General features: G+C 71.2%; 13 protein-coding genes. 11 read left to right on the top strand and 2 right to left on the bottom strand.

The genetic code is table 11. The annotated features are described in order from the left end of the window. Nucleotides 1–48: 48 nt before the first annotated feature. Entirely contained in the window at nt 49–2,208 is a 2,160-nt protein-coding gene (locus ACFXKZ_RS42730; RefSeq protein WP_380010307.1) for an elongation factor G-like protein EF-G2, read from the bottom strand. A 237-nt stretch (nt 2,209–2,445) separates the two neighbouring features. On the opposite strand from ACFXKZ_RS42730, the gene pgsA reads away from it, so the two are divergent. The 7 genes from pgsA (at nt 2,446) to ACFXKZ_RS42695 (ending at nt 8,522) form a co-directional block, all read left to right on the top strand. Continuing rightward, a complete protein-coding gene (gene pgsA, locus ACFXKZ_RS42725; RefSeq protein WP_380010304.1) occupies nt 2,446–3,150 on the top strand; it encodes a phosphatidylinositol phosphate synthase in 705 nt (234 codons plus the stop codon). After that, on the top strand, nt 3,147–4,073 hold the full coding sequence (locus tag ACFXKZ_RS42720) for a phosphatidylinositol mannoside acyltransferase (RefSeq protein WP_380010301.1): 927 nt from the start codon (nt 3,147–3,149) through the stop codon (nt 4,071–4,073). Before pgsA ends, ACFXKZ_RS42720 begins: the two co-directional genes overlap by 4 nt. After that, nucleotides 4,070–5,191 carry a glycosyltransferase family 4 protein gene (locus ACFXKZ_RS42715; protein ID WP_380010298.1) on the top strand — a complete coding sequence of 374 codons (1,122 nt, stop codon included), beginning with the start codon at nt 4,070–4,072 and terminating at the stop codon, nt 5,189–5,191. The genes ACFXKZ_RS42720 and ACFXKZ_RS42715 overlap by 4 nt, the downstream gene beginning before the upstream one ends. Before the next feature lie 38 nt (nt 5,192–5,229). Continuing rightward, complete coding sequence (locus ACFXKZ_RS42710; protein WP_380010413.1) at nt 5,230–5,766, top strand: hypothetical protein; 537 nt, start codon at nt 5,230–5,232, stop codon at nt 5,764–5,766. An 87-nt stretch (nt 5,767–5,853) separates the two neighbouring features. Continuing rightward, entirely contained in the window at nt 5,854–6,798 is a 945-nt protein-coding gene (gene pdxS / locus ACFXKZ_RS42705) for a pyridoxal 5'-phosphate synthase lyase subunit PdxS (RefSeq protein ID WP_078974445.1), read from the top strand. A 284-nt stretch (nt 6,799–7,082) separates the two neighbouring features. Further along, a complete protein-coding gene (gene pdxT / locus ACFXKZ_RS42700) occupies nt 7,083–7,694 on the top strand; it encodes a pyridoxal 5'-phosphate synthase glutaminase subunit PdxT (RefSeq protein WP_380010294.1) in 612 nt (203 codons plus the stop codon). A 75-nt stretch (nt 7,695–7,769) separates the two neighbouring features. After that, nucleotides 7,770–8,522 carry a YebC/PmpR family DNA-binding transcriptional regulator gene (locus tag ACFXKZ_RS42695; protein WP_380010291.1) on the top strand — a complete coding sequence of 251 codons (753 nt, stop codon included), beginning with the start codon at nt 7,770–7,772 and terminating at the stop codon, nt 8,520–8,522. Between the two features lie 78 nt (nt 8,523–8,600). Here the strand turns inward: ACFXKZ_RS42695 and ACFXKZ_RS42690 are convergent, their stop codons facing one another. Beyond that, nucleotides 8,601–9,902, bottom strand: a complete 1,302-nt coding sequence (locus tag ACFXKZ_RS42690; protein ID WP_380010288.1) for a glycosyltransferase family 39 protein — start codon at nt 9,900–9,902, stop codon at nt 8,601–8,603. Between the two features lie 330 nt (nt 9,903–10,232). Here ACFXKZ_RS42690 and ruvC point away from each other — a divergent pair, with 330 nt between their 5' ends. The 4 genes from ruvC to yajC all read left to right on the top strand — a co-directional run bounded on the left by ruvC (nt 10,233) and on the right by yajC (nt 13,249). Then, on the top strand, nt 10,233–10,781 hold the full coding sequence (gene ruvC, locus ACFXKZ_RS42685; protein ID WP_078974441.1) for a crossover junction endodeoxyribonuclease RuvC: 549 nt from the start codon (nt 10,233–10,235) through the stop codon (nt 10,779–10,781). 55 nt (nt 10,782–10,836) lie between these two features. Next, a complete protein-coding gene (gene ruvA, locus ACFXKZ_RS42680) occupies nt 10,837–11,436 on the top strand; it encodes a Holliday junction branch migration protein RuvA (protein ID WP_380010284.1) in 600 nt (199 codons plus the stop codon). 109 nt (nt 11,437–11,545) lie between these two features. Beyond that, entirely contained in the window at nt 11,546–12,634 is a 1,089-nt protein-coding gene (gene ruvB, locus ACFXKZ_RS42675) for a Holliday junction branch migration DNA helicase RuvB (RefSeq protein ID WP_380010281.1), read from the top strand. Between the two features lie 150 nt (nt 12,635–12,784). After that, entirely contained in the window at nt 12,785–13,249 is a 465-nt protein-coding gene (gene yajC, locus ACFXKZ_RS42670) for a preprotein translocase subunit YajC (protein ID WP_380010278.1), read from the top strand. The last annotated feature ends 51 nt before the right edge of the window (nt 13,250–13,300 follow it).

The following is a 13,300-nucleotide window of genomic DNA, read 5'->3' as shown; positions in this document are numbered from 1 at the left end:
CGACCGGCCGGCCCGTCGTACCGGCCGGTCGTGCCGCGCGGTCGAGCGTCAGGACTCCGCGTCCTCCGTGACCTTCGCGGCCAACTGCGGCGGCATCGGGTCGTGGCGGCAGTAGGTGCGGGCGAACTGGCCCGTGCCGTGGCTGATCGAGCGCAGGTCGATCGCGTAGCGGCTGATCTCGATCTCCGGGACCTCGGCCCGGATCAGGGTGCGGCCCGAGCCGATGGGCTCGGTGCCCACGACGCGGCCGCGGCGCGAGCTGAGATCGCTGAGCACGCCGCCCACGTACTCGTCGGAGACGGTGACCCGCACCTCGGAGACCGGCTCGAGCAGGTGGATCCGGGTGCTCGCGGCGGCCTCGCGCAGCGCGAGCGCGCCCGCCATCTGGAAGGCCATGTCGGAGGAGTCGACCGAGTGCGCCTTGCCGTCGGTCAGCGTCACCCGCAGGTCCACCATCGGATAGCCGGCCGCGACGCCCTTGTCCATCTGCGCGCGCACGCCCTTCTCCACCGACGGGATGAAGTTGCGCGGCACCGAGCCACCGAAGACCTTGTCCACGAACTCGAACCCGCTCCCACCCGGCAGCGGCTCCACGTCGATCTCGCAGATCGCGAACTGCCCGTGTCCGCCGGACTGTTTCACGTGTCGACCGCGCCCGCTCGCCTTCTCCGCGAACGTCTCGCGCAGCGACACCCGGTGCGCCACCGCGTCCACCGCGACCCCGTAGCGGCTGCGCAGCCGGTCGAGCAGCACCTCGACGTGCGCCTCGCCCATGCACCACAGGACCAGCTGGTGGGTGTCGGTGTTGTGCTCCAGGCGCAGCGTCGGATCCTCGGCGACCAGGCGGGCCAGCGACTGGGAGAGCTTGTCCTCGTCGGCCTTGCTGTGCGCGCGGATGGCGACCGGCAGCAGCGGGTCGGGCATCATCCACGGCTCCATCAGCAGCGGATCGTCCTTGTCCGAGATGGTGTCGCCGGTCTCGGCCCGGGTCAGCTTGGCGATCGCGACGATGTCGCCGGCGATGCCCCGGTTCAGCGAGCGCTGCTGCTTGCCCAGCGGGACGGACATGGCGCCGATGCGCTCGTCCAGGTCGTGGTCCTCGTGGCCGCGATCGGCCATCCCGTGTCCGGACACGTGCACCGTCATGTCCGGGCGCAGCGTGCCGGAGAAGACCCGGACCAGCGAGATGCGGCCCACGTACGGGTCGGAGGTGGTCTTGATCACCTCGGCCGCCAGCGGGCCCTCCGGGTCGCAGGTCAGCGGGTCACGCGGCTTGCCGTCGGGCGTGGTGACCGGCAGGACCTCGTGCTCGGGCGGCGCGGGACAGGCCCGGACGATGCCCTCCAAAAGCTCGATGGTGCCCAGCCCGTCCGGCGCGACCGCGAGCACCGGGTAGAACGAGCCGCGGGCGACCGCCGTCTCCAGGTCGCCGATCAGCGTGTCCACGTCGATCCGCTCGCCGGAGAGGTAGCGGTCCATCAGGGACTCGTCCTCGCTCTCCGCGATGATGCCCTCGATCAACCGGTTGCGGGCGTCCTCGATCAGCGGCAGGTGTTCGGGATCGGGGTCCAGGCTCTGCCGGGTGCCGGAGGAGTAGTCGTAGACGCGCTGGGTGAGCAGGCCCATCAGACCGGCCACACTCTCGTCCTCGCCGTGCAGCGGCAGGTAGAGCGGCAGCACGGTGTCCGAGTCGGGGTCGCCGAACACGCGCTGGCAGATCAGCACCATCTCGTCGAAGTCGGCGCGGGCCTGGTCGAGCTTGGTGATCACGATCGCGCGCGGCATGCCGATCGAGGCGCACTCGTCCCAGATCATCCGGGTCGAGCCGTCCACGCCGTCGGCGGCCGAGACCACGAACAGCGCCGCGTCCGCGGCACGCAGACCGGCGCGCAGGTCGCCGACGAAGTCCGCGTAGCCCGGGGTGTCGAGCAGGTTGATCTTGACGCCCTCGTATTCGACGGGGCACAGCGACAACGCCACCGACCGGTGCTGGCGGTGTTCGATGTCCTCGTAGTCCGAGACGGTCGTCCCGTCCTCGACGCGACCGGCCCGGGGAATCGTCCCGGTCGCCACGAGCAGGGACTCCACCAATGTCGTCTTGCCGGCGCCCGTGTGGCCCACCAACACCACGTTGCGTACCGCGTTCGGGCTCGCGGGTGCGGTTACCCTGCCGACGGTTCCGGCGCTAGCTCCGGATTTATCCGCCATGTGCCACCTCCTGGTTGTCCATCTGGGTGCGGTCGTCGCAGACGTCCCGGACGCGCAGGTGCAAAGTCGGTCGTCGGTACGCCAACGTCCGCAAATCGATTCCTGAACGGCAGCATTGCCCCGACGCCGGACCGAGTACAAGTGTCCTCGCCGTACGCGCCCTTCTCCAACGCGGCACGCCCGGGTGCGGCACGCCCGGACGACGGGGGGCTCGGGACGTGCGACCGCGTCAGTACGATGGGCGCACCAGGCGGGTCGAGTCCCTCGGATCCCCCGCCGCCCCGGCAATCCTTCGGGAAGGCGATGCTCAACAAATACGCTCGTGCCTTCTTCACGCGTGTGCTCACCCCGTTCGCGAGTTTCCTGCTGCGCCACAACGTGAGTCCGGACACGGTGACGCTGATCGGCACCCTCGGGGTGGTCGTCGCGGCGCTGGTGTTCTTCCCGATCGGCTGGTTCCTCACCGGCACGCTCGTCATCACCGCGTTCATCTTCTCCGACCTGGTCGACGGCAACATGGCGCGCCAGTTGGGGCGCTCGACCAAGTGGGGGGCGTTCCTCGACTCCACGCTCGACCGGGTCGCGGACGCCGCGATCTTCGGCGCGCTGGCGATCTGGTTCGCGGGCGACGGCGACAACCTGCGGATGTCGATCCTGGCCATCGTCTGCCTCGGCTCCGGCCAGGTGGTGTCGTACTGCAAGGCCCGCGCCGAGAGCCTGGGGCTGGCGTGCGACGTGTCCGGGTTGATCGAGCGGGCCGAACGGCTGGTCATCTCGCTGGTGGCGACCGGTCTCGACGGGCTCGGTGTGCCGTACATCCAGGAGGCGGCGCTCTGGTTCATCGCCGTGGGCAGCGTGATCACCGTCTTCCAGCGGATGATCGCGGTGCATCGCTCGGCGTCCGCGATCGACAACGCACTGCCCGGAGGTGACAAGGCATGACCGAGGTCGGGCAGCGACTGGCCGACACCGGGTACGCCCTGGGCTGGTCCGTGGTCAAGCGGCTGCCCGAACCGGTCGCCACCGCGCTCTTTCGGCAGATTGCCGACGTCGCGTGGCGCAGGCGCGGCGGCGGGGTGCGGCAACTCGAGGCCAACCTGCGCCGCGTGCTCGGGCCCGACGCCACACCCGAGCGCATTCGCGAGGTCTCGCGCGAGGGCATGCGGTCCTACCTGCGCTACTACCAGGAGGCGTTCCGCCTTCCGGTGTGGGACCAGGAGACGGTGCTGTCCCGCATGGAGTGCGACGTCACGCTGCTGGACGAGTGCAGCGCGCGCGGCAAGGGCGTCATCTTCGCCCTCCCGCACATGGGCAACTGGGACCACGCCGGCGCCTGGATCACGCTCAAGGGCTATCCGTTCACCACCGTCGCCGAGCGGCTGCGGCCGGAGTCGCTCTACCGGCGCTTCGTCGCCTATCGCGAGTCGCTGGGCATGGAGGTGCTGCCGCTGACCGGCGGCGATGGCAACACGTTCGGCACGCTGGCGCGGCGGCTGCGCGAGGGCCGGTTGTTGTGCCTGCTGTCCGACCGCGACCTGACCGCCGCCGGGGTGCCGGTGACGTTCTTCGGCGAGGCGACCCGGATGGCGGCGGGGCCCGCCGCGCTGGCCGTCCAGACCGGCGCGGCGCTGATCCCGGTCACCCTCCCGTGGGACGGCAAGGTCATCCGCGGCACGCTGCACCCGGAGATCGAGGTGCCGGCCGAGGGCACCCGCCGGGAGAAGATCGCGGTGATGACGCAGCAGGTCGCCGACGCCTACGCGCGGGCGATCGCGCGCGACCCGCAGGACTGGCACATGCTCCAGCCGCTGTGGCTCGCCGACCTGGACCGACGCCGGCTCGCCCGGATCGAGGGGGCCAAGTGAGGATCGGCGTCGTCTGCCCCTACTCGTGGGACGTGCCGGGCGGTGTCCAGTACCACGTGCGGGACCTGGCGGCGAACCTGATCGCCCGCGGCCACGAGGTCTCGGTCCTGGCGCCGGCCGACGACGAGACCCCGCTGCCGGACTACGTGGTGCCGGCCGGGCGGGCCGTGCCGGTGCGCTACAACGGCTCGGTGGCCCGGCTCAACTTCGGCTTCCTGTCCGCCGCGCGGGTGCGGCGGTGGATCCACGACGGGCACTTCGACGTGCTGCACATCCACGAACCGGCCACCCCCAGCCTGTCGTTGCTCGCGTGCTGGGCGGCGTCCGGGCCGGTGGTGGCCACGTTCCACACCTCCAACGCCCGCTCGCGCGCGATGATCGCGGCCTACCCGATCCTGCAACCCGCGCTGGAGAAGATCAGCGCGCGGATCGCGGTCAGCGAGTACGCGCGCCGTACGCTGGTCGAACACCTGGGCGGCGACGCGGTGGTGATCCCGAACGGGGTCGATGTCGGCTTCTTCGCCGACGCGCCCGTCGAGCCCGCGTGGCAGGGCACGCCCGAGGCGCCCACCATCGGCTTCATCGGGCGAATCGACGAGTCGCGCAAGGGACTTCCCACCCTGATCGAGGCGTTCCCGAGGATCGTCGAGGCGTTTCCCGGCGTGCGACTGCTGGTCGCCGGACGCGGCGACGCGGAGGAGGCGGTGGAGGATCTCCCGGAGGCGCTGCGCGGGCAGGTCACGTTCCTCGGCATGGTCAGCGACCTGGACAAGGCACGGCTGTTGCGCAGCGTCGATGTGTACGTGGCGCCGAACACCGGCGGCGAGAGCTTCGGGATCATCCTGGTCGAGGCGATGTCGGCGGCGGCGCCGGTGCTGGCGAGCGACCTGGACGCGTTTCGCCAGGTGCTGGACGGCGGGCGGGCGGGGGAGTTGTTCGCGGTGGAGGACGCCGAGGCGCTCGCCGCCGCCGCCGTGGGCCTGTTGCGGGACCCGGCGCGGCGGGACGAGTTGCGCGAGATCGGGCGCAAGCACGTGCGGCGCTACGACTGGGAGACCGTCGGCACGGACATCCTCGGCGTCTACGAAACCGTCACCGCCGGAGCACCCGCCGCATAGCGAACGTCCCCGGCGGCGCGTACTAGGGTCGCCGGGTGATGACTGTCATCTGGATCTTGATCGCCGTGCTCGCGGTCGGGGTGTACCTGAGCTGGACCGCCGGGCGGCTCGATCGGCTGCATGCGCGGGTGGACTCCAGTCGGGCGGCCCTGGACGCGCAGTTGTTGCGGCGCTCGGCCGTGGCGCAGGAGATCGCCACCTCGGGGCTTTTGGATCCGGCGTCCTCGCTCGTGCTGGCCGGCGCCGCGCACGAGGCGCGCAACGCCGCCGAGGAGGAGCGTGAGGTCGCGGAGAGCGATCTGACCCGGGCGCTGCGGTTCCTGTTCGAGGACCCGGCCCAGGCGGACGACCTGCGGGCGCGACCCGGCGGCGAGGAACTGGTCGCGGAACTGCAGACCGCGGTGCGCCGCGTGCCGATGGCGCGGCGATTCCACAACGACGCGGTGCGCGGCGCGCGGGCGGTGCGCCGGCACCGATTGGTGCGCTACCTGCGGCTGGCCGGCCACGCCCCGTACCCCGTCACCTTCGAGATGGACGACGAGGAACCCCGCACGTTGCAGCCCGGTGGGTCCTGACAGGAGCCACGTGCAGGCCACCGTGGACAGATTGGCCCGGGTAATTCGCCGGGGTGGCATGACATTAGGATCCACATCACCCGTACGATGGAGCCAACCGTCGTCGATCGCATCTGTGTGAGGTCATCCGTGTCCACCACCCCCGCAACCCCCCAGACCGGCACCGACCTGGTCAAGCGCGGCATGGCCGAGCAGCTCAAGGGCGGCGTGATCATGGACGTCGTCAACGCCGAGCAGGCGAAGATCGCCGAGGACGCGGGCGCGGTCGCCGTCATGGCGCTCGAGCGCGTGCCGGCCGACATCCGCAAGGACGGCGGCGTCGCGCGCATGTCCGACCCCGACATGATCGACGGCATCATCGGCGCCGTGTCCATCCCCGTGATGGCCAAGGCCCGCATCGGCCACTTCGCCGAGGCCCAGGTGCTCCAGTCGCTCGGCGTGGACTACATCGACGAGTCCGAGGTGCTCACCCCGGCCGACGAGTCGAACCACATCAACAAGTGGCGCTTCACCACCCCCTTCGTGTGTGGCGCGACCAACCTCGGCGAGGCGCTGCGCCGGATCACCGAGGGCGCGGCGATGATCCGCTCCAAGGGCGAGGCCGGCACCGGCAACGTGGTCGAGGCCACCCGCCACATGCGCACCATCCTCAAGGACATCAAGGCGCTCTCGGTCCTCGACGAGGACGAGCTGTTCGTCGCCGCGAAGAACCTCCAGGCGCCGTACGCGCTGGTCAAGGAGGTCGCCGAGGCCGGCAAGCTGCCGGTGGTGCTGTTCACCGCGGGCGGCATCGCCACCCCCGCCGACGCGTCGATGATGATGCAGCTCGGCGCCGAGGGCGTGTTCGTCGGCTCCGGCATCTTCAAGTCGGGCGACCCGGCCAAGCGCGCCAAGGCGATCGTGGACGCGACCCTGCACTTCGACGACCCGGACGTGATCGCCAAGGTCTCGCGCGGTCTGGGCGAGGCGATGGTCGGCATCAACATCGACACCCTCCCCGCCGAGCAGCGCTACGCCGGCCGCGGCTGGTAGTCCCGCGGCACTTCGCACATGCCGTGGGCCGGGGCCCCACCCCCCCCCCCCCGGGGGCCCGCGCCGGCCCCACCACCCCCCGCGGGGTTACGGTGCCCCACCCCCCCCAACCCGGGGGACGCCCCCCCCCGCGCCCGCCAAACACACCCCCCCCCCCCCCCCCCGCCCGCCCCCCCGCGGGCGGGGGCGGGCCCGCCCCCCACCACCCGCCCGCGGGGCGGGGCGGCCCCCCCCCCCCCCGGCCGCCCCCCCCGGCTCGGTACCTACGACCGGACGAGGTTGACGTGTCCACCACCCCCATCATCGGTGTCCTCGCCCTCCAGGGCGACGTGCGCGAACACGCCATCGCGCTGGCCGAACTCGACGCGATCGCGCGCCCGGTGCGCAAGGTCGAGGAGTTCGCCGACCTCGACGCGCTCGTCATACCCGGTGGCGAGTCGACCACGATGTCCAAGCTCGCGGTCTCCTTCGGCCTGTTCCCGACGCTGCGCGCGCGCGTTGCCGAGGGCATGCCGGTCTACGGCTCGTGCGCGGGCATGATCATGCTCGCGGACAAGATCCTGGACGGCCGCGAGGACCAGGAGACGGTCGGCGGGATCGACATGATCGTGCGGCGCAACGCGTTCGGGCGCCAGAACGACTCGTTCGAGGCCGACGTCCCGTTCGCCGGCCTCGACGGCGGCGACCCCATCCACGGCGTGTTCATCCGGGCCCCGTGGGTCGAGTCGGTCGGCGCCGAGGTCGAGGTGCTGGCCCGGCTGAGCGCCGAGCCGTACGGCGACCGGATCGTGGCGGTTCGCCAGGGCAACCTGCTCGCCACGTCCTTCCACCCCGAGCTCACCCCCGACCGGCGCGTGCACGCGTACTTCGTGGACATGGTCCGTGCCACGCTCTGAGTCCGCGCGCCGGTAGGATCTTCCAGCCTGTACAGGTCCGTGCAGCGCACCCGCGACCCGAAGGAGTAGAGGCGGATGTCCGGCCACTCGAAGTGGGCGACCACCAAGCACAAAAAGGCCGTCATCGACGCCAGGCGCGGAAAGCTCTTCGCCAAGCTGATCAAGAACGTCGAGGTGGCGGCCCGCACCGGCGGCGGTGACGTCGCCGGCAACCCGACGCTCTACGACGCCATTCAGAAGGCCAAGAAGTCCTCGGTCCCGAACGACAACATCGACCGCGCGGTCAAGCGCGGCTCCGGTGCGGAGGCCGGCGGCGCCGACTACCAGTCGATCACGTACGAGGGGTACGGGCCGAACGGTGTCGCGGTGCTGATCGAGTGCCTGACCGACAACCGCAACCGCGCGGCGTCCGACGTGCGGGTCGCGATGACGCGCAACGGCGGCTCGATGGCCGACCCGGGGTCGGTGTCGTACATGTTCACCCGCAAGGGCGTTGTGATCGTGCCGAAGAACGGCCTGAGCGAGGACGACATCCTGGGCGCGGTGCTCGACGCCGGTGCCGAGGAGGTCAACGACCTGGGCGAGACCTACGAGGTGGTCAGCGAGGCCACCGACATGGTCGCCGTGCGCACCGCGCTCGTCGACGCCGGGATCGACTACGACTCGGCCGACGCCAACTTCCTGCCCAGCGTCTCGGTCGAGCTGGACGAGGACGGCGCGCGCAAGATCTTCCGGCTGATCGAGGCCCTGGAGGACAGCGACGACGTCCAGGAGGTCTGGGCGAACTTCGACGTGTCGGACGAGATCATGGCGAAGATCGACGAGTAGGTCGGATTTTCCGAATGTATGTGGGGCCGACGGCAACCGCCGTCGGCCCCACATACATTCGGGTTCGCCCCCCCCCGGCTACGGGTTGGTGTTTATCACGTACAGCAGGAAACCCACGTACCACCCGGAGAACGCCGCCCCGGCCACCAGGATCGAGATCACCACCCCGCGCGGCCACTTGACCATCAGTCGGGCCAGCGGCAGCAGGATGGTGAAGGCCGGCAGCATGAAGCGCGGCTTGGAGTGGAAGAACCAGCCGTTGCTCGTGGTCAGCGCCAGGAACATCACCACGGCGCCGTAGACGTGTACCGACAGCGGGATCCGGCGGTCGCGGAACGACCAGATCATCAGCGCCACCGACAGGATGATCACGAACGTGCAGACCACGTAGATCGGTCGGCCCAGGTGGGTGAGGTACTTGTTCATCCACTGGACGGTGCTTATGCCCCCGTCGAACCGCAGGTTGAAGGCCTTGTCCTGGATCCACATCCACCCGTCGGGGCGCCCGGCCAGCCAACCCACCCACGCGATGAAGCCCACGCAGGCCAGCGGCGAGATCAGCGTGGCCAGCACCGGGCGCCGCGCCTCGGGCGCCATCAGGCCCACCCGCGTGCCGTCCTCCCGCCGCCGCAGCACGACCGCGAGCGCCGTCACCCCCAGCGCCGCGACCAGCGCGAACGCGGTGTTGCGGGTCAGCCCCGCGAACAGGCACAACACGCAGGCCAGGGTCCACTGTCGGCGCACCACCGCCAGCAGGCCCCACGAGGCGAACGCCACGAACAGCGCCTCGGAGTAGACCATGGTGAGCACCATCGAACCCGGCGCCACCCCCCAAAGCAGCGCGAACAGGGTGGCCACCCGGTGGCTGCCGGTCAGTTCGCGCCCGAGCGCGTACAACCCCCACGCGGCCACCACGCCGGCGACCGCCGTGACGACCATCCCGGCGTTGAGCGCGGACAGCCCGGTCAGGTCGCAGACCAGACGGACCGCCCACGGGTAGCCGGGGAAGAACTCGACGTTGGTCCAGTACGGCTTGCCGGTCGGGGAGACCGGGATCTTGTCCACGTAACCGAAGTCGGCGATGTCGCGGAACCACGCACCGTCCCAGGAGCCCAGCTTCGACCAGAACGGCTTGCCCGTCGCCAGCGCCATCAGGGCGAGCACGACGAGGTTGATCGCGCGCGCGATCAGATACCCGAACACCGCCGTGCGCGCCGGGCGGAAGGACGCCCGCGCACGGCCGAGCGCTTCGGCGCCGCCGAGTCGCACACGCTCTGCGAGGCCGTCCGCGAACACGGTGTCGGGGGCCGCCGGCATCCTGGTCGCACCCTTCTCGGCGGCCGGTGGGGTCACCACGACCGGCATGGACGGCGACGGCATGAAAACCTTCCGGGCGGCGAGCGGGGAGCAGTCTGCAAGCGACCCTAGCGCTGCCCGTGCGGGCTCCCCGTCGGCGACCGGGCCGCTTGGGCAACGATCGTCACAGGGCTGTCATCGGGGCGTTATCGATCGGGACAAGCCTACGTGTCGCTCGAACGAGTGATCACGGAGTGGCGATACCGAGGGGATCGGCGCGGCTGCACTAGGGTTTCCTCGGGCGAACACGTGTTCGTATCGGGGGCCGGTTGCCGCGATGCGACAGGCGACGACGCGGGAACCACACGGGAACGCCGCGAACGCGAGGCGAATACGACACGAGAGGGGCGCGGCATGCGGGTCTTGGGGGTCGACCCCGGTCTGACCCGATGCGGCGTGGGCGTCGTCGACGGCGCGGTGGGCAAACCGCTGCGGATGATCGAGGCCGGCGTCGTGCGCACACCCGCTGACGCCACGATCGACGCCCGACTCCTCGGCATCGAACAGGGCATCGAGGAGTGGCTGGAGCGGCACCGCCCGGACTGCGTCGCGGTCGAGCGGGTGTTCAGCCAGCACAACGTGAGCACCGTGATGGGCACCGCGCAGGCCTCCGCCGTGGCCATCGTGTGCGCCGCGCGGCGCGGATTGCCGGTCACGCTGCACACGCCCAGCGAGGTCAAGGCCGCGGTGACCGGCAGCGGGCGCGCCGACAAGGCCCAGATCGGCGCCATGGTGACGCGTATCCTGCGCCTGGACGGTCCGCCGAAACCGGCCGACGCCGCCGACGCGGTGGCGTTGGCGATCTGCCACATCTGGCGCGGCGGCGCCTCCGACCGGCTCGCGGCGGCGGTCGCCGCGGCCCGCACCCCGGCCGGCCGGCTCCCGCGCGGCACCCGCCGCTGACCGGGGCCGCCCCGGCCACACCGCCCCACCTCACCAACCACGCAGGAGCACTCGGGTGATCGCGTTCGTCTCCGGAACGGTGGCCGGCATCGGCCCCGACACCGCCGTCGTCGAGGTCGGCGGGGTCGGCCTGGCCGTGCAGTGCACACCCACCACGCTCGCCGGCCTGCGGGTCGGCACACCGGCGCGACTGGCCACGTCGCTGGTGGTCCGGGAGGACTCGCTCACCCTGTTCGGCTTCGCCGACGACGACGAGAAGCGCACGTTCGAGGTATTGCAGACCGCCAACGGGGTGGGCCCGAAGCTGGCCCTCGCGATGATCGCCGTGTACAGCCCCGACGCGCTGCGCGCCGCGGTCGCCGCCAAGGACGCCAAGGCGCTGACCGCCGTACCCGGGATCGGCCCCAAGGGCGCGCAGAAGCTGCTCCTGGACCTGAAGGACAAGCTCGGCGCGCCCACCGGCGCGGTCGGCGTCGCCGGCCCGGTGAGCGCGGGCTGGCGCGACCAGTTGCACGCCGCCCTGGTCGGCCTGGGCTACGCCGCCCGCGAGGCGGAGGAGGCGGTCGACGCGGTCGCCCCCGAGGCCGACGGCGCCGCGACCCCCGACATCGGCGCCCTGCTCAAATCGGCCCTGCGCGGCCTGAACCGCCGATGAACCCCTCCCGGCGAGCCGGCCACGACGCGGCAAGCGCGGTGCCGGGGATGTCGCCGGCGTCCGGCAGGATGAACGCAGGCCGTACGACCACGACCCTGGGCGGAACACGATGACGCAGGACGGCGAACGCCTGGTGACCGCCGAGGCGGACGGCGAGGAGCAGGCCGTCGAGGCCGCGCTGCGCCCGAAGAACCTGGACGAGTTCATCGGCCAGGAGCGGGTGCGCGAGCAGTTGTCCCTGGTGCTGACCGCGGCGCTCGGCCGCGGCGCGACCGCGGACCACGTGCTGCTGTCCGGCCCGCCCGGGCTCGGCAAGACCACGCTGTCGATGATCATCGCGGCCGAGATGGGCGTACCGATCCGGATCACCTCGGGCCCGGCCATCCAGCACGCAGGCGACCTGGCCGCGATCCTGTCCTCGCTGTCCGAGGGCGAGGTGTTGTTCCTCGACGAGATCCACCGCATGTCGCGGCCCGCCGAGGAGATGTTGTACATGGCGATGGAGGACTTCCGGGTCGACATCATCGTCGGCAAGGGACCCGGGGCCACCGCCATCCCGCTGGACCTGCCGCCGTTCACCCTGGTGGGCGCGACCACCCGGGCGGGACTGCTGCCGCCGCCGCTGCGCGACAGGTTCGGCTTCACCGGACACATGGACTTCTACGCGCCCGCCGAACTCGAACGGGTACTGAATCGTTCGGCAAGATTGCTCGACGTCGAGTTGTCCGCCGAGGGCGGGGCGGAGATCGCCGGCCGCTCGCGGGGCACGCCGCGGATTGCCAACCGGCTGCTGCGCCGGGTCCGCGACTACGCGCAGGTGCGGGCGAACGGCAAGGTCGACCGGGACATCGCGGCCCGCGCGCTCGACGTCTACGAGGTGGACGCGCTGGGTCTGGACCGGCTGGACCGGGCCGTGCTCCAGGCTCTGGCCACGCTGTTCAGCGGCGGTCCGGTGGGCCTGTCCACGCTGGCCGTGGCGGTGGGGGAGGAGACCGAGACGGTCGAGGAGGTCGCCGAACCGTTCCTGGTCCGCAGCGGTTTCCTGGCCCGCACGCCCCGCGGCCGGGTGGCCACCGCCAAGGCGTGGGCGCATCTGGGACTGAACCCCCCACAGGGGGCGCTGCCCGATCGGCACGGCGCACAACAGAGCGTGTTGTTCGACAACGGCGCCGTGACCGGTAAGGATGCAACCGAGTGAGGCCGCTGCGTGTCGGGAACGCATGCGGCCGGTAGTCGTTGTTCCTGTAGTAAGTACCCGTCTAGACTCCGCCGAGGCTGCCGCGCCGTGGCCGGCCGAGTGTCACCGTCCGGGCCGCCGCGCGGCCTTGGGAAGGAATCGTTTCAAGCCGTGGACCCGCTTACCCTCCTCCTGCCAGTAATCATCGTCGTGGTGTTCTACTTCCTGATCATCAAGCCCGGGAAGGCACGCCAGCGACAGGCCATGGAAACGCAGAACTCGCTGGTTCCGGGGGCCGAGGTCCGTACGATCGCGGGTCTGTACGCGACGGTCACCGAGGTCGAGGACGATTCCGTCATCCTTGAGGTGGCCCCCGACGTGCACTGCCGCTTCGTGAAGAGCGCCATCGCGGCCGTCCTGTCCTCCGGCGACGAGCCCGAGGACGACGAGGCCGACGACGAGCACGACGACGCCGCCGAGCCCGGCGACGACGCCGTACGTCTGGACAAGAAGCCCGAGGCCGGCGAGGACGCCGACGCCGCGGACGGCAAGACCGTGGACGTGACCAAGGCCGAGGGCGCGAGCAAGGCGCCCGAGACCGGCGACCGGCTGCGCAAGGACGACAAGCAGGACTAGCTCGGCTCGTGGTGGCCGCGGTGGTCCCAGGGCCACCGCGGAGCAATACAG

The sequence above is a fragment of the Embleya sp. NPDC059237 genome, assembly GCF_042754105.1.
GTDB lineage: Bacteria > Actinomycetota > Actinomycetes > Streptomycetales > Streptomycetaceae > Embleya.
The sequence above is the reverse complement of the archived record's forward strand: the minus strand, read 5'-3'. Positions and strand labels throughout refer to the sequence as shown.

Coding starts and splice junctions, on each gene's coding strand:
- ACFXKZ_RS42690 (WP_380010288.1), bottom strand. CDS start 9,902: ATGCCGTCGCCGTCCATGCCGGTCGTGGTGACCCCACCGGCCGCCGAG.
- ACFXKZ_RS42695 (WP_380010291.1), top strand. CDS start 7,770: ATGTCCGGCCACTCGAAGTGGGCGACCACCAAGCACAAAAAGGCCGTC.
- pdxS (WP_078974445.1), top strand. CDS start 5,854: ATGGAGCCAACCGTCGTCGATCGCATCTGTGTGAGGTCATCCGTGTCC.
- ACFXKZ_RS42710 (WP_380010413.1), top strand. CDS start 5,230: ATGACTGTCATCTGGATCTTGATCGCCGTGCTCGCGGTCGGGGTGTAC.
- ACFXKZ_RS42720 (WP_380010301.1), top strand. CDS start 3,147: ATGACCGAGGTCGGGCAGCGACTGGCCGACACCGGGTACGCCCTGGGC.
- ruvC (WP_078974441.1), top strand. CDS start 10,233: ATGCGGGTCTTGGGGGTCGACCCCGGTCTGACCCGATGCGGCGTGGGC.
- pgsA (WP_380010304.1), top strand. CDS start 2,446: ATGGGCGCACCAGGCGGGTCGAGTCCCTCGGATCCCCCGCCGCCCCGG.
- ruvB (WP_380010281.1), top strand. CDS start 11,546: ATGACGCAGGACGGCGAACGCCTGGTGACCGCCGAGGCGGACGGCGAG.
- ACFXKZ_RS42730 (WP_380010307.1), bottom strand. CDS start 2,208: ATGGCGGATAAATCCGGAGCTAGCGCCGGAACCGTCGGCAGGGTAACC.